Origin of the sequence: Paenibacillus chungangensis, assembly GCF_042675905.1 — a bacterium.
GTDB classification, from domain to species: Bacteria; Bacillota; Bacilli; order Paenibacillales; family Paenibacillaceae; genus Pristimantibacillus; species Pristimantibacillus chungangensis.
The window spans coordinates 1-17421 of the sequence record NZ_JBHTJZ010000035.1 but is presented as its reverse complement, the minus strand read 5'-3'; the positions used below and the strand labels follow the sequence as shown (position 1 = coordinate 17421).

Sequence of the window (17421 nt, the reverse complement as noted above, 5' to 3'; positions counted from 1 at the left end):
TGCTTGCACGCACCATTTCGGCTCTCTAGTGCAGGCCACCTACATTATTTCCTCGCGCACCCGCCTTTTTGGCTCTCTAGTGTAGGCCACCTACACTAATTCTGCTTGCACGCACCATTTGGGCTCTCTAGTGTAGGCCACCTACACTAATTCTGCTCGCACGCACCATTTCGGCTCTCTAGTGTAGGCCACCTACACTAATTCTGCTCGCACGCACCATTTCGGCTCTCTAGTGTAGGCCACCTACACTAATTCTGCTCGCACGCACCATTTCGGCTCTCTAGTGTAGGCCACCTACATTATTTCCTCTCAATCACATCTGCCACAACGATCTGTTTTGGTGAGAGAGGCCATCTATAGCAGTGATTTGTGACAAAAAAAGCCCGCACAGCACGTCAAGCGTGCGATGCGGACTTCACTTCCATTCTCCTTACTTGCTTGCCATCTCGGGAGTCGTCAGCTGATCGTAGAAGTCGACCGCCTTATCCCTGTTCTCCGTCGCACGCAGCGCCATCGCGGAACGTGGATGCTCATCCAGTATGCCTGTAATCATGTAAGGAATGATGTATCCCCACTCTTCCTTCTCGCGAAGAGGAATCATATACTTCTCGATCATATCCAATACAGGACGAACGTTGTACTTCGCATTTTGCAGCTCCGATACGAGCAGCTCCGTGTTGCAATTACCCGCCGCGCGGCCCATGCCGTATACAGAAGCGTCCAGCAGCTCAACACCTTTGCCAGCCGCCAGCAGCGTGTTGGCGAAGGCCAGCTGCAGATTGTTGTGCGCATGGACACCCAGACGCTTGTTCGGCAGATGCTCCTTGAATTTGTCCACTAAGTAGCTGAAGTCTTCCGGCTTCAGACTGCCGTAAGAATCCACAATATATACGACGTCTACGACGCTGTCGTTAATCGCTTTGAACGCCTCAATAAGCTGATTCTCCATCACGTTAGACAGCGCCATTATGTTCAAGGTCGTCTCATACCCGCGATCATGGAAGATTCGCACCAGTTCCAGTGCCTTGTCGACATCTTGAATATAGCAAGCTACGCGGATCAGATCCAGCATGCTCTCGCTGCGCGGTAAAATGTCGCTCTCGTCTACACGACCGATATCTACGAGCGCAGACAGCTTCGTTCTTCCTTTGTTCGGGATGACCTTCTTCAAGAAGTCATCGTTCAGGAAACGCCATGGCCCCGCCTGATCAGCGCCCTTGAGCAGCTTCGGCGAGTTTTTATAGCCAATCTCCATATAGTCAACGCCTGCTTCGTTCAAGCTATTATATAAATGGCTGACGAATTCTACGCTGAAATCCCAGTTGTTCACGAGTCCGCCGTCACGAATCGTACAGTCGACAATTTTGCAGTGGCTAGTTTTCGATTGCATGTCAGATGCTCCTTTAAGTTGAACATGAGTTCATTTAATTAGATTTTATCTACCATCATACTTCAATTAATGATGGAACGCAAAGCAATTTTCGCTATTATTTCTTGTCATTCGCCAGGTTCAGCCCCAGCCGCTTCTCCAGCACTTCCGTAAAGCCCGAATGAGAAGTAACCGCCGCATTGTTCAGGAACAGGACATCGTTGATGTCGTTCCGCTCCATATAGTCATATACATCTCCCTTATAATAACGCAAATCCAGCAGATGAATCTCCTCGTAATGCGGGATGAGGAACGGAGCAAAGGCGTTGGCGTAGGAATCCTTAATAATGAGAATACGATCGTCTGATTGCTCGGTAGAGATGACGGCAACGGAAGTGTCGCCCCCAAGAAAAGCGCTGTAGCCGGTCGCATACTGATCGATTACCGGCATTCCAACCATCTTGCCCATATTCTCGGCTGTCAACGTGGCTTCCTTCGCCTTATACAGGAACAGCTGATCGGGATCGTCCTTCATTCCCTCGCCCAACGTCGCAGCATAGGTCGTGCCCAGGAACGTCCCCCGCTCCTGCCACTCGTAGTCTTCGACAGACAACGTCTCTTTGCCAGCCGCCTTCGAGTAACTGACATAGCCGTAATAAGCGCCAAGAGCTGTCCAGTGGTGGTCGGTCCTGAAATAAATATACTCGTCGGCATGCTGCTCCAATTGTTCATAGACGGGCACATTTGTCACTCCAGGAGCCAGATGCTTCACCACCTCCTTCGCTGCAGCCGCTTGAGAGGGAGACAGCTTGCGGTATTTGTCATTGTTCAAATATTCGATAGAGGACGGCACAAGCATCGTATAGATGCCCTTCACACTCTTCACGGCCTTCGCTTTCAGCGCAAAAGCGTTGACCGCTGCCGCATACTTCTGCGCTGCTTGCTGTCTGTAATAATAAATCTCCATCGCCCGATTGCCGATGACGAGATATCTCCCCTTCTTGCCGTCACTGTCATCCTCATGCTGGCTGCCGCTCGCCCCTGGAATTGCATTATCGTCAAGGCGCTTGCTGTCTGCAATGACGTGCATATTGTTGCCCACGGACAGTTGAATGGACACTTCCTCTCCGCTGGTAATGCCGTACAATGCGCTAAGGCCACTGCCAGCAGCGATGAATCCGCTTCGGAACGCGAAGCGGTCGGAGAAGTAATCCTCCACATCCCTCCCGTAATCGCCGTTCAGCAGGCTGCTCACGGACCAATCCGGCCATTGCTTAAGCGTGCGCTGCTCCGTCTGCGACACTTCCGCCGTACTGCGAAAAAAAAGATTCAATAGAAAGAAAGCCGCCAGGATGGCGAAGAACAAGCCAACATTCCACTTCTCACGGTTCATCCCTTCGCCCCCTAAAACCTAAAGTACAGAAACGGATTGTAGGTGCTGCCTACAAGCATCGTTGTCGATATAAATAGAACAGTCGCATTAAAGAGTGGGACGGAAAGCGGTCGAAGCCTCCCCATCGCCGGGAGTCGAGCCGATAAGGCGGCTGCAAGCTGCTTCGGCAGAGGCGTACAGGCGACAACAGCCACGATTAGAAAGAACAAATGATCCATCACATAAATCTGCAGCTCAAGATTGTACAGCTTCGCTTTCTCCAGCCCCAACAGCGTCTTGAAAAAGCGTATGCCCGACGACATATCCGTAAAGTAGAAAAAAACCCAGCCCAAAAGCATGGCAACAGTAGCATATATATGAGACAGAAAAACCGGTAGTTGGCGCAGCAGACGAAGCAGGAACAGCTTCTCGATATAAATGAGAAAGCCGAAGTAAAGTCCCCAAAAAATAAAGTTCCAACTCGCTCCGTGCCATAGCCCTGTCAGAAACCAGACAACGAGCAGATTACGAGCTTGCCATCTGCGATTGCCGCCGAGCGGAATGTACACATAATCGCGAAAAAAACTGCCCAGCGACATGTTCCATCTGCGCCAGAATTCCGTTGCCGAACGCGATATGTAAGGATAATTGAAGTTTTCCGGATAGGTGAAACCTACCATCTTGCCCAGCCCGATCGCCATATCGGAATAACCGGAGAAGTCGAAATAAATTTGCAGTGCAAACAACAGAATGCCGAACCAGGCTCCCAGCACGGTCGCTTCGGACAGTTGATTATCAAGGAAAAGCGGGGCAAGCTCGCCGCATCCGTTAGCCAATATCACTTTTTTGCCCAGTCCGATGACAAACCGGGTAATTCCTGAGCTGAATGAGGTCCAGGAAAACCGCCTATCCTGAAATTCATGCTCGATATCTTTATACCGCACGATCGGTCCCGCAATTAGTTGCGGGAAGAGGGACACATAAAGCAGAACATGGGTGAATGTACCCGGCCGCTTCACATCGCCCCGATATACGTCAACAAGATAAGACATCATCTGAAAAGTGAAGAATGAGATGCCGATTGGCAACGCCACTTCTGTGTAGGGAAGGTCTACCCGGGGCAGCAAGTTCAGATTGGCGATGAAGAAGTCCGCATACTTGAAGAAGCCCAATATAACCAGGTTGACGCTTACAGCCGCGGCAGTTAACCACATGCCCGTCCTTGTTCCCTTATGCCGATGGATGTAGTGGGCGAACCAGTATCCGTTCAAGCCGCACAGCAACAGCAGGGTGACCCAGATTGGCTCCCCCCACGCATAGAACAACAGTGATGCGACAATTAATACGCCATTCCGATAGCTTGTACGCTTGGATAAAAAATAGAATAGAAACAAAAGCGGCAAAAAAACATACAAAAAAAACAAGCTTGAAAAGACCACGTCCCCAACTCCCAGCTATGTCTATGCCGTTTATCAACATTTCCAAAATTATATCAAATCAGTGGGAAAAAGAGAACAAGCATCACAAGCTCGGCCTTCGGCTTCCACCTAATTGCGCATTTACAAATGGAAAAAATAGCGCTAAAATATTATGTAAACATAAACGCTTAATTTTTCGTTTTTCGAAAAAGCGGGGGAACCAATGCAGGCGATGATTCGCATGCAAGGGGTGAATCCGGGGAGTTGTACCCCCGGTAGGGCCTTCTCTCTAGCCCGAATCCGACAGCTAACCTCGTAAGCGGAAAAAGGAGAGATGCAATGATGCTGTCCATTAGCGTTAATGATTCCCCCTTTCCGGCGGATCAGCCGCAGCATCTGACGATTAGCCGAATTGAGCTATTCGTCATACCCGCCCTTGCGGTTGATGCAGCCGGATATCGAGTCTGTATTCGATTAACGAGCGAATACGGCTATGGATGGAGCGAACAGTTCCTATGCGAGACTGAATCGCTTGATCTGGATGATTGGAGCCATCACTTACGCCCCTTTATCGGACAATTCCCGCTATCCTCGCTTACGGAAAGGCTCACGGAGCGAATTGCCGAATGGCATGATGCCGACAGCCGCATGACCGCCATGTTCGCAACTGCATTGACACAGCTTACGCTTCAGGCCGGTCAACCTGGCTCCACATCGCTTCATGCAGAGGAATCGGTTCTGCAGCAACGCGCGATCGCTTATATCTCGATTGATTAATCACAGCAATTGCATGTCTTCATGAACAGCATGGACAGTGGCCCAGAGCTCTTCGCAGATGAGCTCTGGGCTTATTGTTGTTATGAGCCGGTGGAATGATAGTGCTTCACCCCCGCTCGCCATACCAGCAGGCACGGAAGTAGGAACAAGGCGCCGCCAAGCGGCGTAAGAATGCCCGACAACAGGCTTCCTTCCTCCTTGTCCAGCAGATACAGCAGCGGATAATACGTCACGCATCCGAAGGGGATAATGAAAGTAAAGAATTTGAATACAGGCCTCTCATAAATATGAAGCGGATACTGCGCCATCTCCCGCCCCCCGTCCGTGAATACGTTCGCCACCTCCAAGCCTTGAACCGTCCAGAAGCATAGCGTCGCTGCCAATATAAAGATGCCTGTGAAAATAAATACGCCATTCAGCACCATAAAAGCAAGTGTCAGAAGCTTCGAAAGCGACCAAACCTGTGGCAGGTTCGACACGGACCAGATAAGCACGATGATGCTCTGAAGAAGTCGACCGATGCGCGTAAATTCGAACTTCGAGCCGAGCACCTGCAGCACTGTATTACGTGGTCTGACCAAGAGACGGTCGAAGCCGCCCGCCACGACAAGAGCGGAGAACGCATCGAAGCCTCGCGCCAAGCTCTCGCTAAGCGAGAAGGACAAGTGAATGACCGCGTAGCATAACGCCACCTCGAAGAAGCTCCAGCCCTGCAGCTGTCCGAACCGCTCGAACATAAAGTACATACCGGCAAATACAAAGAACGGGATAAAGAATTGACCGATGCTCAACAGAAAAAACGACGTCCGGTATTGCATCTGCGATCTAAAATGGATGGACATGTATTGAAAGTACAGCTTCATAAGTATTCTAGCCTCCTTGCACGACTACGGCGCGAAGCGCTCGCTGCATAAGCCAGTAGCCACCACCGATAAGTAGAATCAACCACAGGAACTGCACGCCGATGCCAGTCAGAGCCTCCAGCTTGGGAATATGCCCCGAATAAACCCGGAACGGGAAATCTGCCGTATAACGGAAGGGCAGCAGTATGACGATGGATTGCAGCCACGATGGCATGAGCGGCACAGGGATAATCAAGCCCGCCAGAAATTCGCCTGCCACCCCCACCATCAGAATGGAGCCGACGGGAGACATCGTCCAGAACACCGAAATGTAGATCAGCATGGATATGGCCGTTACCAGCAGAAGAGCGAGCATGAGCGCAAGTGTGAACAGGATGAATGTGAACACATCCGGCGGCAGCTCCATGCGATAAGGCTGGGGAAGGAAGAAGATGATCCCAAGCAGCGGGAAGCACCGCAGCAGCGCGCTGGCCACTCGCTGCGCAATCAGCTTCGCATACCAGAAGGGATACAGCTTCGCAGGCCGGCATAATTCATAGGCAATATGACCTTCCGTAATCATGCCGAACAGTTCATTGTCCCGGAACCACAGTGCGATGAAGGAAAGGAAAATTTGCTGCAGCCATACATAAGTAATCAGATCCTCCAACGGGAACACAGCTGTTGCCACACTATTCTCATAAAATGCGATGAAGATCATGATAAAAACAAATCCGAAAAACAGCTGGGTCGCGATACCGGCAAGTGCTGCAGTCCGATACTGCAGGCCGTTAATGAACCTTAAGCGCCAAATGGACCAATAGGCATTCCTCGTGCCTATCATATCTGATGCTCCTCGTACAGTTGAACAATAATTTCGTCAATTCCCTTCTCATCGACCGCAATGTCGAGCAGCTCTACTTGCTGCGACAACGGTGCAATGAGATCAGCCAGCTTGATCCGCTCGGCGTCGAATGCATACACAGCCCGTTCCGGCGTCCAGCTCAGCCGACTTGCCCCCGGCAGCTCGATCGGCTCCGTATGCTCTCTATAATCTACTGTCAACGTGCGGCCCGACCCGAAGCGCGCCTTCAACTCCGGCAGCGTGCCGTCGTAGAGCAGCGTCCCTTTTCCAATCATCAGAATTCTGTCCGCCAGCGCCTCGATATCGCTCATATCATGTGTGGTCAGAATAACGGTCACTCCCCGCTCTTTATTGATCCGCTTAATGAACTTGCGAACGGCAATCTTGCTTACCGCATCCAGTCCAATCGTCGGCTCGTCGAGGAAGAGCAGCTTCGGATTGTGAAGCAGCGAAGCCGCGATCTCGCACCTCATCCGTTGCCCTAAGCTGAGCTGGCGGACAGGCACGCCCAGAATGTCGTCAAGAGCCAGCATCGCTGTAAGCATGGTCAAATTATCCCTGTAGATGGGCTCCGGAATGCGGTAGATGTCCCTCAGCAGCTCGAAGGAATCGATCACCGGCACATCCCACCATAGCTGCGAGCGCTGGCCGAACACGACTCCGATATGCTCCACATACTGTGATCGATCCCGCCATGGGGTGAAGCCCATAACGGTGCAGGTGCCCTTATCTGGAACCAGAATACCGCTCATCACCTTGATTGTCGTAGACTTGCCTGCTCCGTTGGGACCGATATAACCGACGATCTCCCCTTCCCCGATACTGAAGGATATATCCTTCAATGCCTCCACTTCTCTGTGCTTGCGGTTAAACAACGATTTCACGGCTGACGCCAGTCCCGCTGTCCGCTCCGCTACCTGGAACGTCTTTCCGATGTCTTCAAGCTCAATCACTGGCTTTCGCATCATTTGTTCTCCTTTTTCTCCTGTTTAATTTGACGGTCGTTCTGACATTCTGACATGGCACTTAAGGGGCATGAAGCCTCTATGCAGATGCCGCTTGATGGCAGGAAAAAAATATATATCAAATTCCCAAAAAAGTATAGACTTATATTTCAGTCCGGGTTATACTATTATTATAAGTGACGAAGAACACTTGGTTTTCGCAGGAAGTTTAAATTTTATTTTTTGAGGGACTATATTTTTTTTACATAACCAATGCCTGGCCGGTTTAAATATTAAACCTGTCGGGCATTTTATATGTCTTTTGACTTTTCCTCCACCTTTGTCTTCAGCAGACCACATCCCCTTACAGGTAACAGGCATCGTCGTTCCATGCTTCCGTTCGATGTCTCGTTCGATGCTCCTGTGCTCCTTTTCGACGCCTCCGTTCGATGTTACCGTTCGTCCCTTCCGCGCTCCCTTTCGACACTATTACGGTTGTCATCGAGCTTGTTTACGTCTCCCTTCCAACTTTTTCGATGTAACGGGCGCCACGAAGCCTATTTCACTCAGTAACATGCGATATCGCACTTTCCTCGCTCCATAAGCGCCAAGGCGACCGTTAACCTGCAAATCCGCTCATGTTAAGCCAATTAAGCCCTGTGGCAACCGCTATATTCACCTCTGCACAGTATGGGCGACTAGTCGGCCCTCATTTGCTCCGCAGCCGGCATATGCTAGCTACGGTTAAGGTCATCCTTTTACAATTATGATCATTTACCTTATCTAACTGGATTTTACGACATTAATTTGGCCGAAATGCTCCTTCTGATCACAATGAACTGGATTTTATGCTACTAAATTAGCCCATTAGATCGATGTTGTGCAATCTGATCCGATTCAACTGTACTTTTTCCATTTGTTGTTGTGACGAACGATGATTTCAGGTTTATTAATGTCACAAAATCCAGTTAGAGTTTTTATTGTGACAAATGCTTTCAAGCAACCATTCGCTACAACGTTCCAATAACCTCCGCTCCTGCCCCCATCTATTGAGTTCTTGCCATTAAACTGACGCTTCGCCACAATCGAATAGGATAGTTTTGTTAAAGTTGTTTTCTACCCTTTCAAATATGGTACAATTTGGTGTGTTATAGCAGGCTTAGAAGGCCTGAACGAAATGCACGGCGGTCTGTTGTTCGTCTGCACGGCAATGTGGCTTGGTACAGAATTGGTAAAACATCAGTCGATGGGCTCAGACATCCCTTCATAAGAGATCAAGCTGACTGGCAGGAAAAAAGGAGGATTAGAATGAGATTTAAAAGTTATTTGTGTTGGTTACTTCTATTGTCTATTAGCATTTTAGCGGCATGTACCTCTGCGACGTCGTTGGGGCGTTCGGAGAAACAACAGATGGTGGAACATGTGAAGACAGTTGAAAAGAGTGAATTTGATCTTATTTACTTTAACAAATCGCATAAACAATATTTCAAAATTGTAAATGAAATCGTAAGTGAAGAATACTGGGTGTCTATGAGCGATGAGGTCGTATTTGGATATGATAGCGTAACATACACCCGAGATGATCTGAAGAATATGTCGCAATGGGATTACGACAAACATAAAGAACGTATGCTTCGTTTAATTCATAGAATCGAAATGGATAAACTCAGCGTAACTGTACGTATATCGGATGTGTATAAAGGAAATCAGGCCAATCAAGTCAATATTTACACATTTGAAAATAAAGAGTTGAAAGATCAACCGTTCACCGCAACTACTAAGAAGTATACATTGGAGAAGCTTGACAAGAAATGGCTGATTACCGGCGTGGAGCAAGATAAATTCAATTATGGAAGTGAGCAAACAGCCGAGGAAATGGAAGAGGGAATCAAGGGGCTTAAATATCAAACCCATGATGGTAAGGCTATTGGTTATCCCACGGTACTAGTGCTTGGTTAGTTCACCATCGTTCCCCTCCTTATTTTTATAGTCAGTTCAGCTGGGCTGACTGGATTTTATGACATTAATTTGAAGCAGAAATGAGGGGGATAACCAATGGAGCAAGAAAAAGAAATTCAGGAACTAAAAGAGCGGGTAGCTTCTCTCGAAAATCAAGTTCAGAACAAATCACAGGGATCAAATATTTTGCGGTTTAGCTTAACTTTTATAATTGTATTCGTAGTTTTACTGGTCTTGATTGGTATCTTCCAATTTATAAACCCAACCAATTGAACGATCGAAAACAATGCTACAACTAATAACCAGGACACGACAGCGGGCATGAGTCGGTAACCACGTTATACTCTAGGGGGTGTTTCATTGCTGCTTCGAAAATTTCACAGGACGGATATTGACCAGATTATCACTTTATTTTATGAGACCGTACATACTATAAATAAGCAAGACTATACGCAAGAACAAGTATACGCTTGGGCTTCCCCAACGAGTTTGAAGGAGCGAAAGGAGGTCTGGTTGAAAGCTCTAACTACTCATATTTCATATGTTGTTGAAATGAATGGTGACATCGTGGGCTTTTCAGACATGACTTTACAAGGGTACCTGGACAGACTATTTGTTCATAAAGAGCACCAGAGACAGGGAATTGCTTCGGCATTGGTAGATACGCTTGAATCTGAAGCCAATAAATTACGTCTAAACCAAATAGAAACCGATTCCAGTATTACTGCTAAACCCTTCTTCGAAAGAAAAGGGTATATCGTAGTAAAATCGCAAATCGTAGAACGTAATAGCACTAAGCTAATGAATTTCAAAATGATCAAGCGTTTACGCTAATGGACACGTAAGTTCATTGCAAAACAAAGCACCCTCAAGCCGCATAATGCGTGCCCGAGAGGTGCCCTGTATCTTATTCGTATTCTACGTATGGATTAGCGAACGAGCCAGCCGCCGTCTACCGCAAGAATATGGCCGTTCATATAATCTGAAGCGGCAGAGGACAGGAATATGGCTGGTCCAGCCAAGTCGTCCGGCGTGCCCCAGCGACCTGCAGGAATACGCTCCAGAATGGACTTGCTGCGCACCGGATCCTCGCGAAGCGCCTCCGTGTTGTCTGTGCTCATGTAACCGGGAGCAATCGCATTGACCTGTACGCCTTTGGATGCCCATTCGTTCGCCAGCGCTTTCGTCAAGCCCGCAACCGCATGCTTGCTGGACGTATAGCCAGGCACCGTAATACCGCCCTGGAAGGTCAGCATGGATGCTATGTTAATAATCTTCCCGGAGCCGCGCTCAATCATATGTCTTCCAGCCAATTGACTCAGTACAAATACGGAGTTCAGATTCACATCGATGACCGCTTGCCAGTCCTCATAGCTATGGTCTGCAGCCGGTGTGCGGCGAATAATGCCCGCATTGTTGACCAGAATATCCACAGCTCCCAGCTCTGCAATTGTCCGGTCGATAATGCCCGCCAGCTGGTCACGATCCGACACATCCGCTTGAATAGTGATTGCCTTGCGGCCCATCGCTTCGATCTCCGCTTTCACCGCATCAGCCGGCGTACGATTTGTGACGAGAGCCACGTCCGCTCCCGCTTTCGCCAGCCCCAGCGCGATGGAAGTTCCCAGTCCACGGCCCGCGCCTGTTACAACTGCCTTTTTGCCCGTCAAATCAAAATAACTCATCCCACTACCCCTTTCGCTTCCCGCTCTTCCCGTCAGAGGACAGCCCAGCCTTCATGATGCGCAGACCTTGCGCTTCATATCTGGCCGCCAGCTCGTCATCTATTCCGTCATCGGTCAGCACGCAGTCGACTTCATTCAGTTCGGCAAAAGTGATGAGAGCACCTTTGTCGAATTTGCTAGAATCGGCCATACAATAGATCTCTCTGGCATTATCCATATAAAGTCGCTTCAGCTTCGCCAATTCCTCCGTAAAAATCGTCAATCCATACTCTTGGTGAACGCCCGTTGTGGACAGGAACAGCTTGTGGACGTTGAGCCTCGCGATCCATTCCTGGGACTCTCCGCCGATCAGCAGGTTATTGTGGCGGTAGCCGCCGGGAACAACCAGTCGGATGTTCTCCTTCGCTGTCAGCTCACGAATAATGAGCAGATCGTTCGTCAGAACCGTAATCGGCTTGTTCGGAAGCAATCTGGCCAGCTCTAGCGTTGAGCTGCCGGCATCCAGTGCAATAATATCGTTGTCCTGGATGCAAGTAAGCGCAAGCTCTGCGATCGCGCTCTTCTTCCGGCTGTGCTTCACATTCGGTATTTGAAGCGGGAGCAAGCTGTCCTCACTCCCCTGTTCCAATACAGCACCGCCATGCGTTCGCTTAAGCAGGCCTTTCTTCTCAAGCTTCTCCAGATCCTCACGTACCGTCTTCTCCGTTACCCCGAACAGCTCGCTGAGCTCAGACACTTTGACAGCCCCGTTGTCCTCAAGCTTTGCAATGATTGCACGATGGCGTTCCGCAGCAAGCATGGCCTTCCTCCTTCAAAAAAGTGACTATTTCATTTCGCTGGCTTGTACAACGTCCATATCGGTAAAGGTGTAGTTTTCTCCCGCCATCGACCAGCAGAACGTGTAGTTGCTCGTACCTACTCCGGAGTGGATGGACCATGGCGGCGAGATGATCGCCTGTTCATTCGCTACGACGAGATGTCTTGTCTGAGACGGCTCGCCCATCATATGGAAGATGCGCGTGTCTTCTTCCATGTCAAAGTACAGGTAAGCTTCCATGCGGCGATCATGCAGATGCGCTGGCATCGTATTCCAGATGCTGCCTCTTTGCAGGCTTGTTACGCCCAGCATCAGCTGGCAGCTTTGAATGCCATCGGCATGAATGTACTTGTAGATGACGCGTTCATTGGACGTTTCTTGTGCGCCAAGATGTACCGGGTTAGCTTCTTCCATAGTCATCATGCGAGTCGGGTACTCCGCATGCGCCAGCGCGGAGCAGAAGTACAGCTTCGCAGGATTGCTGGAATCCTTGCTTGCCAGCTTTACGTCTTTTTTGCCTTTGCCGACATACAGCACGTCCAGCTTGTTCAGCTCGTGGGCTTCACCGTCAACGGTAATGACAGCAGGGCCGCCAATACTCAGGAAGCCGATCTCTCTGCGCTCCAGGAAATATTCCGTCTTCAGCGTATCTCCCGCTTCCAATGTCAATGTTTCCTTCACCGGGTATGCTCCGCCGACCACCATACGATCGTAATGTGTATATACCATGTTAATTTCATCGGCCTTGTACAGGTTTTCAATCAGAAATTCCTGGCGCAGGCGCTCTGTATCGTATTGTTTTACATCTGTCGGGTTCGTCGTGTGACGTACTTCCATTATAAATTGCCTCCTCATTTTAGCAGCTCTCTGCGCTTGGCGCAGCACTGCGTTTAATAATGTTTGATTACGTTCGTTTTAATCATACCACACATTTTCAAACCTTTAAAGTACAAATGCTTGCAATCACATTTCCTGCATGGCATGATTCATGAGAAAACCTCTTTCGAGGCACATCAATACCTCATTTGCATCGCAGCTTAGCTATGAAAGGAGCATTCCGGCTATGTCGATACGATTCCGCTTGCTGCTGTCCTTCGCCTCGTTAGTCATCGTATCCGTCATTCTGTTCGTTACCGCCGCTTACTTGTTGTCTGTGGCCGTAACGGGAGACTTCCGAAGCATAAGCAGCTTCTACCGCATTCATTATTCGCTGCACCCGCTGTCCGAAGAGGAGGAGAGCATCTTCCTCGACTTGAAATATCTGGCCAAGCACGATCCCATACTCCTTCAAGATCCGGAACGCTTGCAGAGCTACGACATGAAGCTGAAGCTCGTACAGGCAGGTCTTGTCGTTCGGCGCAACGATCAGCTCGTCTATGTCAGTCCGATGCTGGGCAATTCGCTTCAAGCTTCGGAGCTGCCCGCTTACGAAATGAACAATTACTCTATTCGCAACACAATGAATCTGGGCAGTCGCTTTTATTCTTATGCGAAATTCGACTTTAGCTTCGGTGCCGACACCGCCGATCGGGGGAGCATCTACGTCCTGCGGGAACGAAGTCCGTTCGCAGAAGTCATTCGAATGGTGCTGCCGATTCTTATTGGCATTTTCGCCGCTGCACTGCTGATCACCAGCCTACTGCTATATCGCTACGTCACCCGCAACATCATTCAGCCTCTGGAGCGCTTAAAGCAATCCGCCAAGCATATTAAGGAAGGCAATCTCACCTTCGCGCTGAAGCCGGAATCCGACGACGAGATTGGCCAGTTGGTTATGACCTTTGAGCAAATGCGTCTGAGATTACACGAGTCCATTCAGCTTCAACTGCACTATGAAAATAATCGCAAGCAGCTTCTCTCCAACATTTCACACGATCTGAGAACGCCCATTACGACGATAAAAGGATATGCGGAGGGAATCCGCGACGGCGTGACGAATACGCAGGAGAAGCTGAATCGTTACGTTGGAGCCATTCATACAAGAGCGACCGATATGGAGAAGCTGGTCGATGAGTTGCTTTACTTCTCCAAGTTAGATTTGAACAAGGAACCCTATTCTTTCCAACAACTGGAGCTAGTCTCTTTCTTGAGGCATACGCTGGACGAGATGGCGATCGAGTTGGACCAGCACAACGTTGATGTAGCGTGGAATTGTCCGTCTCCGCCGGAGCAGAGTATTTTCGTCATGGCAGACAGCGAGAAGCTGAGGCGCGTTATCGTCAATCTAGTTGACAACAGTCTGAAATACATGGTCCGCGAGCCGAAGACATTAACGATAGGCGTTAAACGGGGGCCGGAGCGGGCCGAAGTATGGATTAAGGATAACGGCCCGGGCATTAAGCCGGAATCTCTTCCCCATATATTTGAGCGGTTTTACCGGGAAGAGGAATCGCGAGATCAGTCGGCGCCGGGATATGGCCTTGGACTGGCCATCGCCAAGGGAATTATGGAGGGACACGGCGGAGATATTTCAATTAAGAGCTCTGTTGGCGAAGGTACGACCGTTTTTTTATCCTTACAAAATTTCACAGATCACCGGTGAGGTTACGATGAGACAGATACTAATTATTGAAGACGACCATTATATTGCTGAATTACAGCGCGACTATTTCCTCCTGCACGATTACGGAGTGACGATTAGCCACAACGGTCTGGAAGGCTTGAACAAGGCGCTGACGGGAGACTTCGATCTCGTTATTGTCGACCTGCAGCTGCCGGAGACAGACGGCTTCGACATCTGCAAGCGAATTCGAGAGAAGCTGGATATTCCCATTCTAATCGTATCGGCCAAAAAAGAAGAAATCGATAAAATTCGCGGCTTCGGCCTTGGAGCGGACGACTTCGTTACGAAGCCGTTCAGCCCTAATGAGCTGGTAGCGAGAGCGAAAGCCCATCTGGCGCGCTATGAAAGGTACACCGGAGGAAAGAGTAAGCCAGACAGTATCGATATCCGGGAGCTGTCCATACAGACATCTTCCAGACGGGTATTCCTGCACGGGAAGGAAATTACGCTGACAGTTAAGGAATTCGAGGTACTTCTGTTCCTGGCAACGAATCCTAACCGTGTATTTAATAAGGAGCAGTTGTTCGAGCGCCTCTGGGGCATGGATTCGAGCGGCGACATCGCGACGGTCACCGTGCATATTTCCCGTATTCGAGAGAAAATAGAAGCTGATCCCTCCAACCCGCAGTTTATCGAGACCGTCTGGGGAGCCGGCTACCGCTTCACCGTGTAGCCCTCTCTGGCTTTGAACATTGTTTAGCCCCCGTTTATAAAAAGTTTATATTCTCTTATCCGGCGGTTTAGAGCTGTCCTGTATGCTAAATGCATGGGACTACTAACAACGCTTGAGAGGATGAGTGAATATGAACAAATTTCAACGGAACGCTGCGGTCATGGCCTTAAGCGCAATCATCGGAGGCAGCGCTTTGCTGCCGTATCAGACGCAAGCCGAGCAGCTTGCCCCGGTAGCTGACGTTCAACAAGCGGTGGTGAAGAATTTCGAGGCGCAGTATAGCGACGCAATCCGGCAGTTGCAAGCTAAAGGCGTGTTGCAGGGCTATGAAGACGGGCAAATACGACCGAACAAGCCAGTCACGAATGCGGAGCTGCTGAAGATGACTCTGCTAACGTTCCGGCTGGAAGTAACAGAAGCAGCCGAGCCGGAAGCAAATGCGAAATGGTATGATGCGTACGTAACGTCTGCTATTGCGCTCGGTCTGATCGAAGATGACGGCAAGCTCCAGCCTAGTCGGCCTGTCGAAGCTGCGGATGTAGCGGCCATTCTGGCCAAAGCGCTGCAGCGGGATACCAAATCCGTTCTTCATTGGATCGATGGGCTATCGATCACGGGCAACCATCTGACACGTGGTGAAATGGCTGAGCTACTTGTCCAGTCAGAGAAGGCCGTTCGTTCAGAGGACGCACGTATCGTATCCGTGCGCGCGCTGAATAAAGTAGCTCTGGAATTGACTTTCGACGCTCCGCTTGCGCTGGAGGATGAGTCCAGAGAGGCCGCGTCCGAGAACTTCGCCTTTGAACCGGAACTGAAGCTTGTAAATCAGCCCCGGCTGAAGACGGGGTCGATCGCCACATATATCGTTCCGATGCAGACCATGCCTGAAGGAGAGATGATGACACTTACCTACAAGGGAGTACAGACGGTTACATTCGAGGCCAGCGACAAGCTGATTCCGTTGCGCGAAGCGCGTCAAGTGACATCCGACACGTTCGAGATCGAATCGTTACGTCAAGACGGCGTCATCGACTACGGCTATGTCATCTCGGCTTATGCCGGAGGCAGAGGAAGCAACGCCATTGCGCTGGACGAGGAGAACAGCTATAACGGTCAGTCGCTGGAGATCATTCCGTCGCTCGCTTCCCGCACTGCCGTACTGACTCCAGACAATGGCGAGCCGATCACTGTCTCATATGTAGGCTATACACAATCCACGGACGGCAAGCAGGAGCCGAAGTTCAGACTGCCTCAAGGACAGACGCTGCAGCCGGGTACGACTTACACGGTATCCTCGGACTGGTTCACCGTTGAGTACGCAAGCTTCGTGGCGGAAGAGATCGATCCGCTTGCCATCTCAAGCGTACAAGCTGTCGACGACAAGACACTGCAGGTGACGTTGAGCGGCGACCCTGGCGATGAATTGTTCGCTTACCGTTCCATTCAATTAACAGGCAATGACGGTTCCACATTGACAGCGCAATACAAGGTGCAGAGCCGCCAAGGAGCTGTTGGCATCTTCGAGATCAGCGAAGGAACTGTTGACGAAGGCATCCGGTATACCGTCTCTCCTGTAGGAACTTGGGCAGTAGCTGACGACGTAACGTTAGCGGAATAATTAAAGTCTGTATTGAAGTGAAAGCTCCGAGGCTGCATAGCCTTGGAGCTTTCGCTTGTTGCTTGGTGCATCGCTTATCAATAGGCTTCCCTCCAGCTTTGAACCTCTGCCGCATGCCCTGCAGCCTCCAAAGAAGTGCTCTCTCGCTCCAAAACATGTCCCATGACTTGCGGCCGCACACTCGCACTTTTAGCACACTCCGATCTATGTGGCCGACACTATTTCTGCTCGTACGCACCTTTTTGGCGCTCTAATGTAGGCTGCCTACACTATTTCTGCTCGATCGCACCTTTTCGGTACTCCAATGTAGGTGGCCGACACTATTTCCGCTCAATCGCACCTTTTCGGCACTCCAATGTAGGTGACCGACACTATTTCTGCTCGTACGCACCTTTTCGGCACTCCAATGTAGGCTGCCTCAGTAGCGTTGCATAAAAACTAACACAATAATTAATCTGAATTGTCAGAAAATAATTTCCCGTGGACAATGGCCAAAAACGTTAGGGGTCTTCATGTCAG

Annotated in this window: 16 protein-coding genes and 1 riboswitch; of the genes, 7 read left to right on the top strand and 9 right to left on the bottom strand. The window is 49.8% G+C overall.

The features are described from left to right. Positions 1-430: 430 nt before the first annotated feature. From ACFQ2I_RS18560 to ACFQ2I_RS18550, 3 genes are all read right to left on the bottom strand, one after another. Complete coding sequence (locus tag ACFQ2I_RS18560) at positions 431-1390, bottom strand: aldolase catalytic domain-containing protein (RefSeq protein ID WP_377566854.1); 960 nt, start codon at positions 1388-1390, stop codon at positions 431-433. Between the two features lie 97 nt (positions 1391-1487). Next, positions 1488-2762, bottom strand: a complete 1275-nt coding sequence (locus ACFQ2I_RS18555) for a DHHW family protein (RefSeq protein WP_377566852.1) — start codon at positions 2760-2762, stop codon at positions 1488-1490. An 11-nt stretch (positions 2763-2773) separates the two neighbouring features. Further along, positions 2774-4180, bottom strand: a complete 1407-nt coding sequence (locus ACFQ2I_RS18550; protein WP_377566850.1) for an MBOAT family O-acyltransferase — start codon at positions 4178-4180, stop codon at positions 2774-2776. Positions 4181-4334: 154 nt separating this feature from the next. Next, a riboswitch (cyclic di-AMP (ydaO/yuaA leader) is annotated at positions 4335-4496 on the top strand. A 2-nt stretch (positions 4497-4498) separates the two neighbouring features. Between ACFQ2I_RS18550 and ACFQ2I_RS18545 the strand changes: the two genes are divergently transcribed. Next, positions 4499-4936 carry a hypothetical protein gene (locus ACFQ2I_RS18545; protein WP_377566849.1) on the top strand — a complete coding sequence of 146 codons (438 nt, stop codon included), beginning with the start codon at positions 4499-4501 and terminating at the stop codon, positions 4934-4936. A gap of 80 nt (positions 4937-5016) precedes the next feature. Here the strand turns inward: ACFQ2I_RS18545 and ACFQ2I_RS18540 are convergent, their stop codons facing one another. From ACFQ2I_RS18540 to ACFQ2I_RS18530, 3 genes are read right to left on the bottom strand one after another with little or no spacing between them, the layout of a single operon-like run. Continuing rightward, complete coding sequence (locus tag ACFQ2I_RS18540) at positions 5017-5799, bottom strand: ABC transporter permease (RefSeq protein WP_377566847.1); 783 nt, start codon at positions 5797-5799, stop codon at positions 5017-5019. A gap of 7 nt (positions 5800-5806) precedes the next feature. Continuing rightward, positions 5807-6622 carry an ABC transporter permease gene (locus ACFQ2I_RS18535; RefSeq protein ID WP_377566845.1) on the bottom strand — a complete coding sequence of 272 codons (816 nt, stop codon included), beginning with the start codon at positions 6620-6622 and terminating at the stop codon, positions 5807-5809. Then, positions 6619-7608, bottom strand: a complete 990-nt coding sequence (locus ACFQ2I_RS18530) for an ABC transporter ATP-binding protein (RefSeq protein ID WP_377566843.1) — start codon at positions 7606-7608, stop codon at positions 6619-6621. The genes ACFQ2I_RS18535 and ACFQ2I_RS18530 overlap by 4 nt, the downstream gene beginning before the upstream one ends. A 1287-nt stretch (positions 7609-8895) precedes the next feature. Here ACFQ2I_RS18530 and ACFQ2I_RS18525 point away from each other — a divergent pair. The 3 genes from ACFQ2I_RS18525 to ACFQ2I_RS18515 all read left to right on the top strand — a co-directional run bounded on the left by ACFQ2I_RS18525 (position 8896) and on the right by ACFQ2I_RS18515 (position 10380). Beyond that, positions 8896-9546 (top strand): hypothetical protein, encoded by a 651-nt coding sequence (locus tag ACFQ2I_RS18525; RefSeq protein WP_377566841.1) that lies wholly within the window; start codon positions 8896-8898, stop codon positions 9544-9546. 96 nt (positions 9547-9642) lie between these two features. Continuing rightward, complete coding sequence (locus ACFQ2I_RS18520; RefSeq protein ID WP_377566839.1) at positions 9643-9819, top strand: hypothetical protein; 177 nt, start codon at positions 9643-9645, stop codon at positions 9817-9819. Between the two features lie 87 nt (positions 9820-9906). After that, positions 9907-10380 (top strand): GNAT family N-acetyltransferase, encoded by a 474-nt coding sequence (locus ACFQ2I_RS18515; RefSeq protein ID WP_377566837.1) that lies wholly within the window; start codon positions 9907-9909, stop codon positions 10378-10380. Between the two features lie 95 nt (positions 10381-10475). Here the strand turns inward: ACFQ2I_RS18515 and kduD are convergent, their stop codons facing one another. From kduD to kduI, 3 genes are read right to left on the bottom strand one after another with little or no spacing between them, the layout of a single operon-like run. Then, the gene (gene kduD / locus ACFQ2I_RS18510) at positions 10476-11231 is read right to left on the bottom strand and encodes a 2-dehydro-3-deoxy-D-gluconate 5-dehydrogenase KduD (protein ID WP_377566835.1); all 756 of its coding nucleotides are present in this window, start codon (positions 11229-11231) and stop codon (positions 10476-10478) included. Positions 11232-11235: 4 nt separating this feature from the next. Beyond that, positions 11236-12030, bottom strand: coding sequence for a DeoR/GlpR family DNA-binding transcription regulator (locus tag ACFQ2I_RS18505; RefSeq protein ID WP_377566833.1), 795 nt, complete (start codon positions 12028-12030; stop codon positions 11236-11238). A 24-nt stretch (positions 12031-12054) separates the two neighbouring features. Next, complete coding sequence (gene kduI, locus ACFQ2I_RS18500) at positions 12055-12885, bottom strand: 5-dehydro-4-deoxy-D-glucuronate isomerase (RefSeq protein ID WP_377566831.1); 831 nt, start codon at positions 12883-12885, stop codon at positions 12055-12057. A 226-nt stretch (positions 12886-13111) separates the two neighbouring features. Here kduI and ACFQ2I_RS18495 point away from each other — a divergent pair, with 226 nt between their 5' ends. From ACFQ2I_RS18495 to ACFQ2I_RS18485, 3 genes are all read left to right on the top strand, one after another. Then, on the top strand, positions 13112-14590 hold the full coding sequence (locus ACFQ2I_RS18495) for a sensor histidine kinase (protein ID WP_377566829.1): 1479 nt from the start codon (positions 13112-13114) through the stop codon (positions 14588-14590). A 7-nt stretch (positions 14591-14597) separates the two neighbouring features. Beyond that, on the top strand, positions 14598-15284 hold the full coding sequence (locus tag ACFQ2I_RS18490; RefSeq protein WP_377566827.1) for a response regulator transcription factor: 687 nt from the start codon (positions 14598-14600) through the stop codon (positions 15282-15284). A gap of 130 nt (positions 15285-15414) precedes the next feature. Continuing rightward, positions 15415-16902, top strand: a complete 1488-nt coding sequence (locus ACFQ2I_RS18485; RefSeq protein ID WP_377566825.1) for an S-layer homology domain-containing protein — start codon at positions 15415-15417, stop codon at positions 16900-16902. Positions 16903-17421: the final 519 nt, after the last annotated feature.

Bases quoted from the DNA above. Each gene is read 5' to 3' on its own strand.
- ACFQ2I_RS18560 (WP_377566854.1), bottom strand. From the start codon at position 1,390: ATGCAATCGAAAACTAGCCACTGCAAAATTGTCGACTGTACGATTCGT.
- ACFQ2I_RS18555 (WP_377566852.1), bottom strand. From the start codon at position 2,762: ATGAACCGTGAGAAGTGGAATGTTGGCTTGTTCTTCGCCATCCTGGCG.
- ACFQ2I_RS18545 (WP_377566849.1), top strand. From the start codon at position 4,499: ATGATGCTGTCCATTAGCGTTAATGATTCCCCCTTTCCGGCGGATCAG.
- ACFQ2I_RS18540 (WP_377566847.1), bottom strand. From the start codon at position 5,799: ATGAAGCTGTACTTTCAATACATGTCCATCCATTTTAGATCGCAGATG.
- ACFQ2I_RS18535 (WP_377566845.1), bottom strand. From the start codon at position 6,622: ATGATAGGCACGAGGAATGCCTATTGGTCCATTTGGCGCTTAAGGTTC.
- ACFQ2I_RS18530 (WP_377566843.1), bottom strand. From the start codon at position 7,608: ATGCGAAAGCCAGTGATTGAGCTTGAAGACATCGGAAAGACGTTCCAG.
- ACFQ2I_RS18525 (WP_377566841.1), top strand. From the start codon at position 8,896: ATGAGATTTAAAAGTTATTTGTGTTGGTTACTTCTATTGTCTATTAGC.
- ACFQ2I_RS18520 (WP_377566839.1), top strand. From the start codon at position 9,643: ATGGAGCAAGAAAAAGAAATTCAGGAACTAAAAGAGCGGGTAGCTTCT.
- kduD (WP_377566835.1), bottom strand. From the start codon at position 11,231: ATGAGTTATTTTGATTTGACGGGCAAAAAGGCAGTTGTAACAGGCGCG.
- ACFQ2I_RS18505 (WP_377566833.1), bottom strand. From the start codon at position 12,030: ATGCTTGCTGCGGAACGCCATCGTGCAATCATTGCAAAGCTTGAGGAC.
- kduI (WP_377566831.1), bottom strand. From the start codon at position 12,885: ATGGAAGTACGTCACACGACGAACCCGACAGATGTAAAACAATACGAT.
- ACFQ2I_RS18495 (WP_377566829.1), top strand. From the start codon at position 13,112: ATGTCGATACGATTCCGCTTGCTGCTGTCCTTCGCCTCGTTAGTCATC.
- ACFQ2I_RS18490 (WP_377566827.1), top strand. From the start codon at position 14,598: ATGAGACAGATACTAATTATTGAAGACGACCATTATATTGCTGAATTA.
- ACFQ2I_RS18485 (WP_377566825.1), top strand. From the start codon at position 15,415: ATGAACAAATTTCAACGGAACGCTGCGGTCATGGCCTTAAGCGCAATC.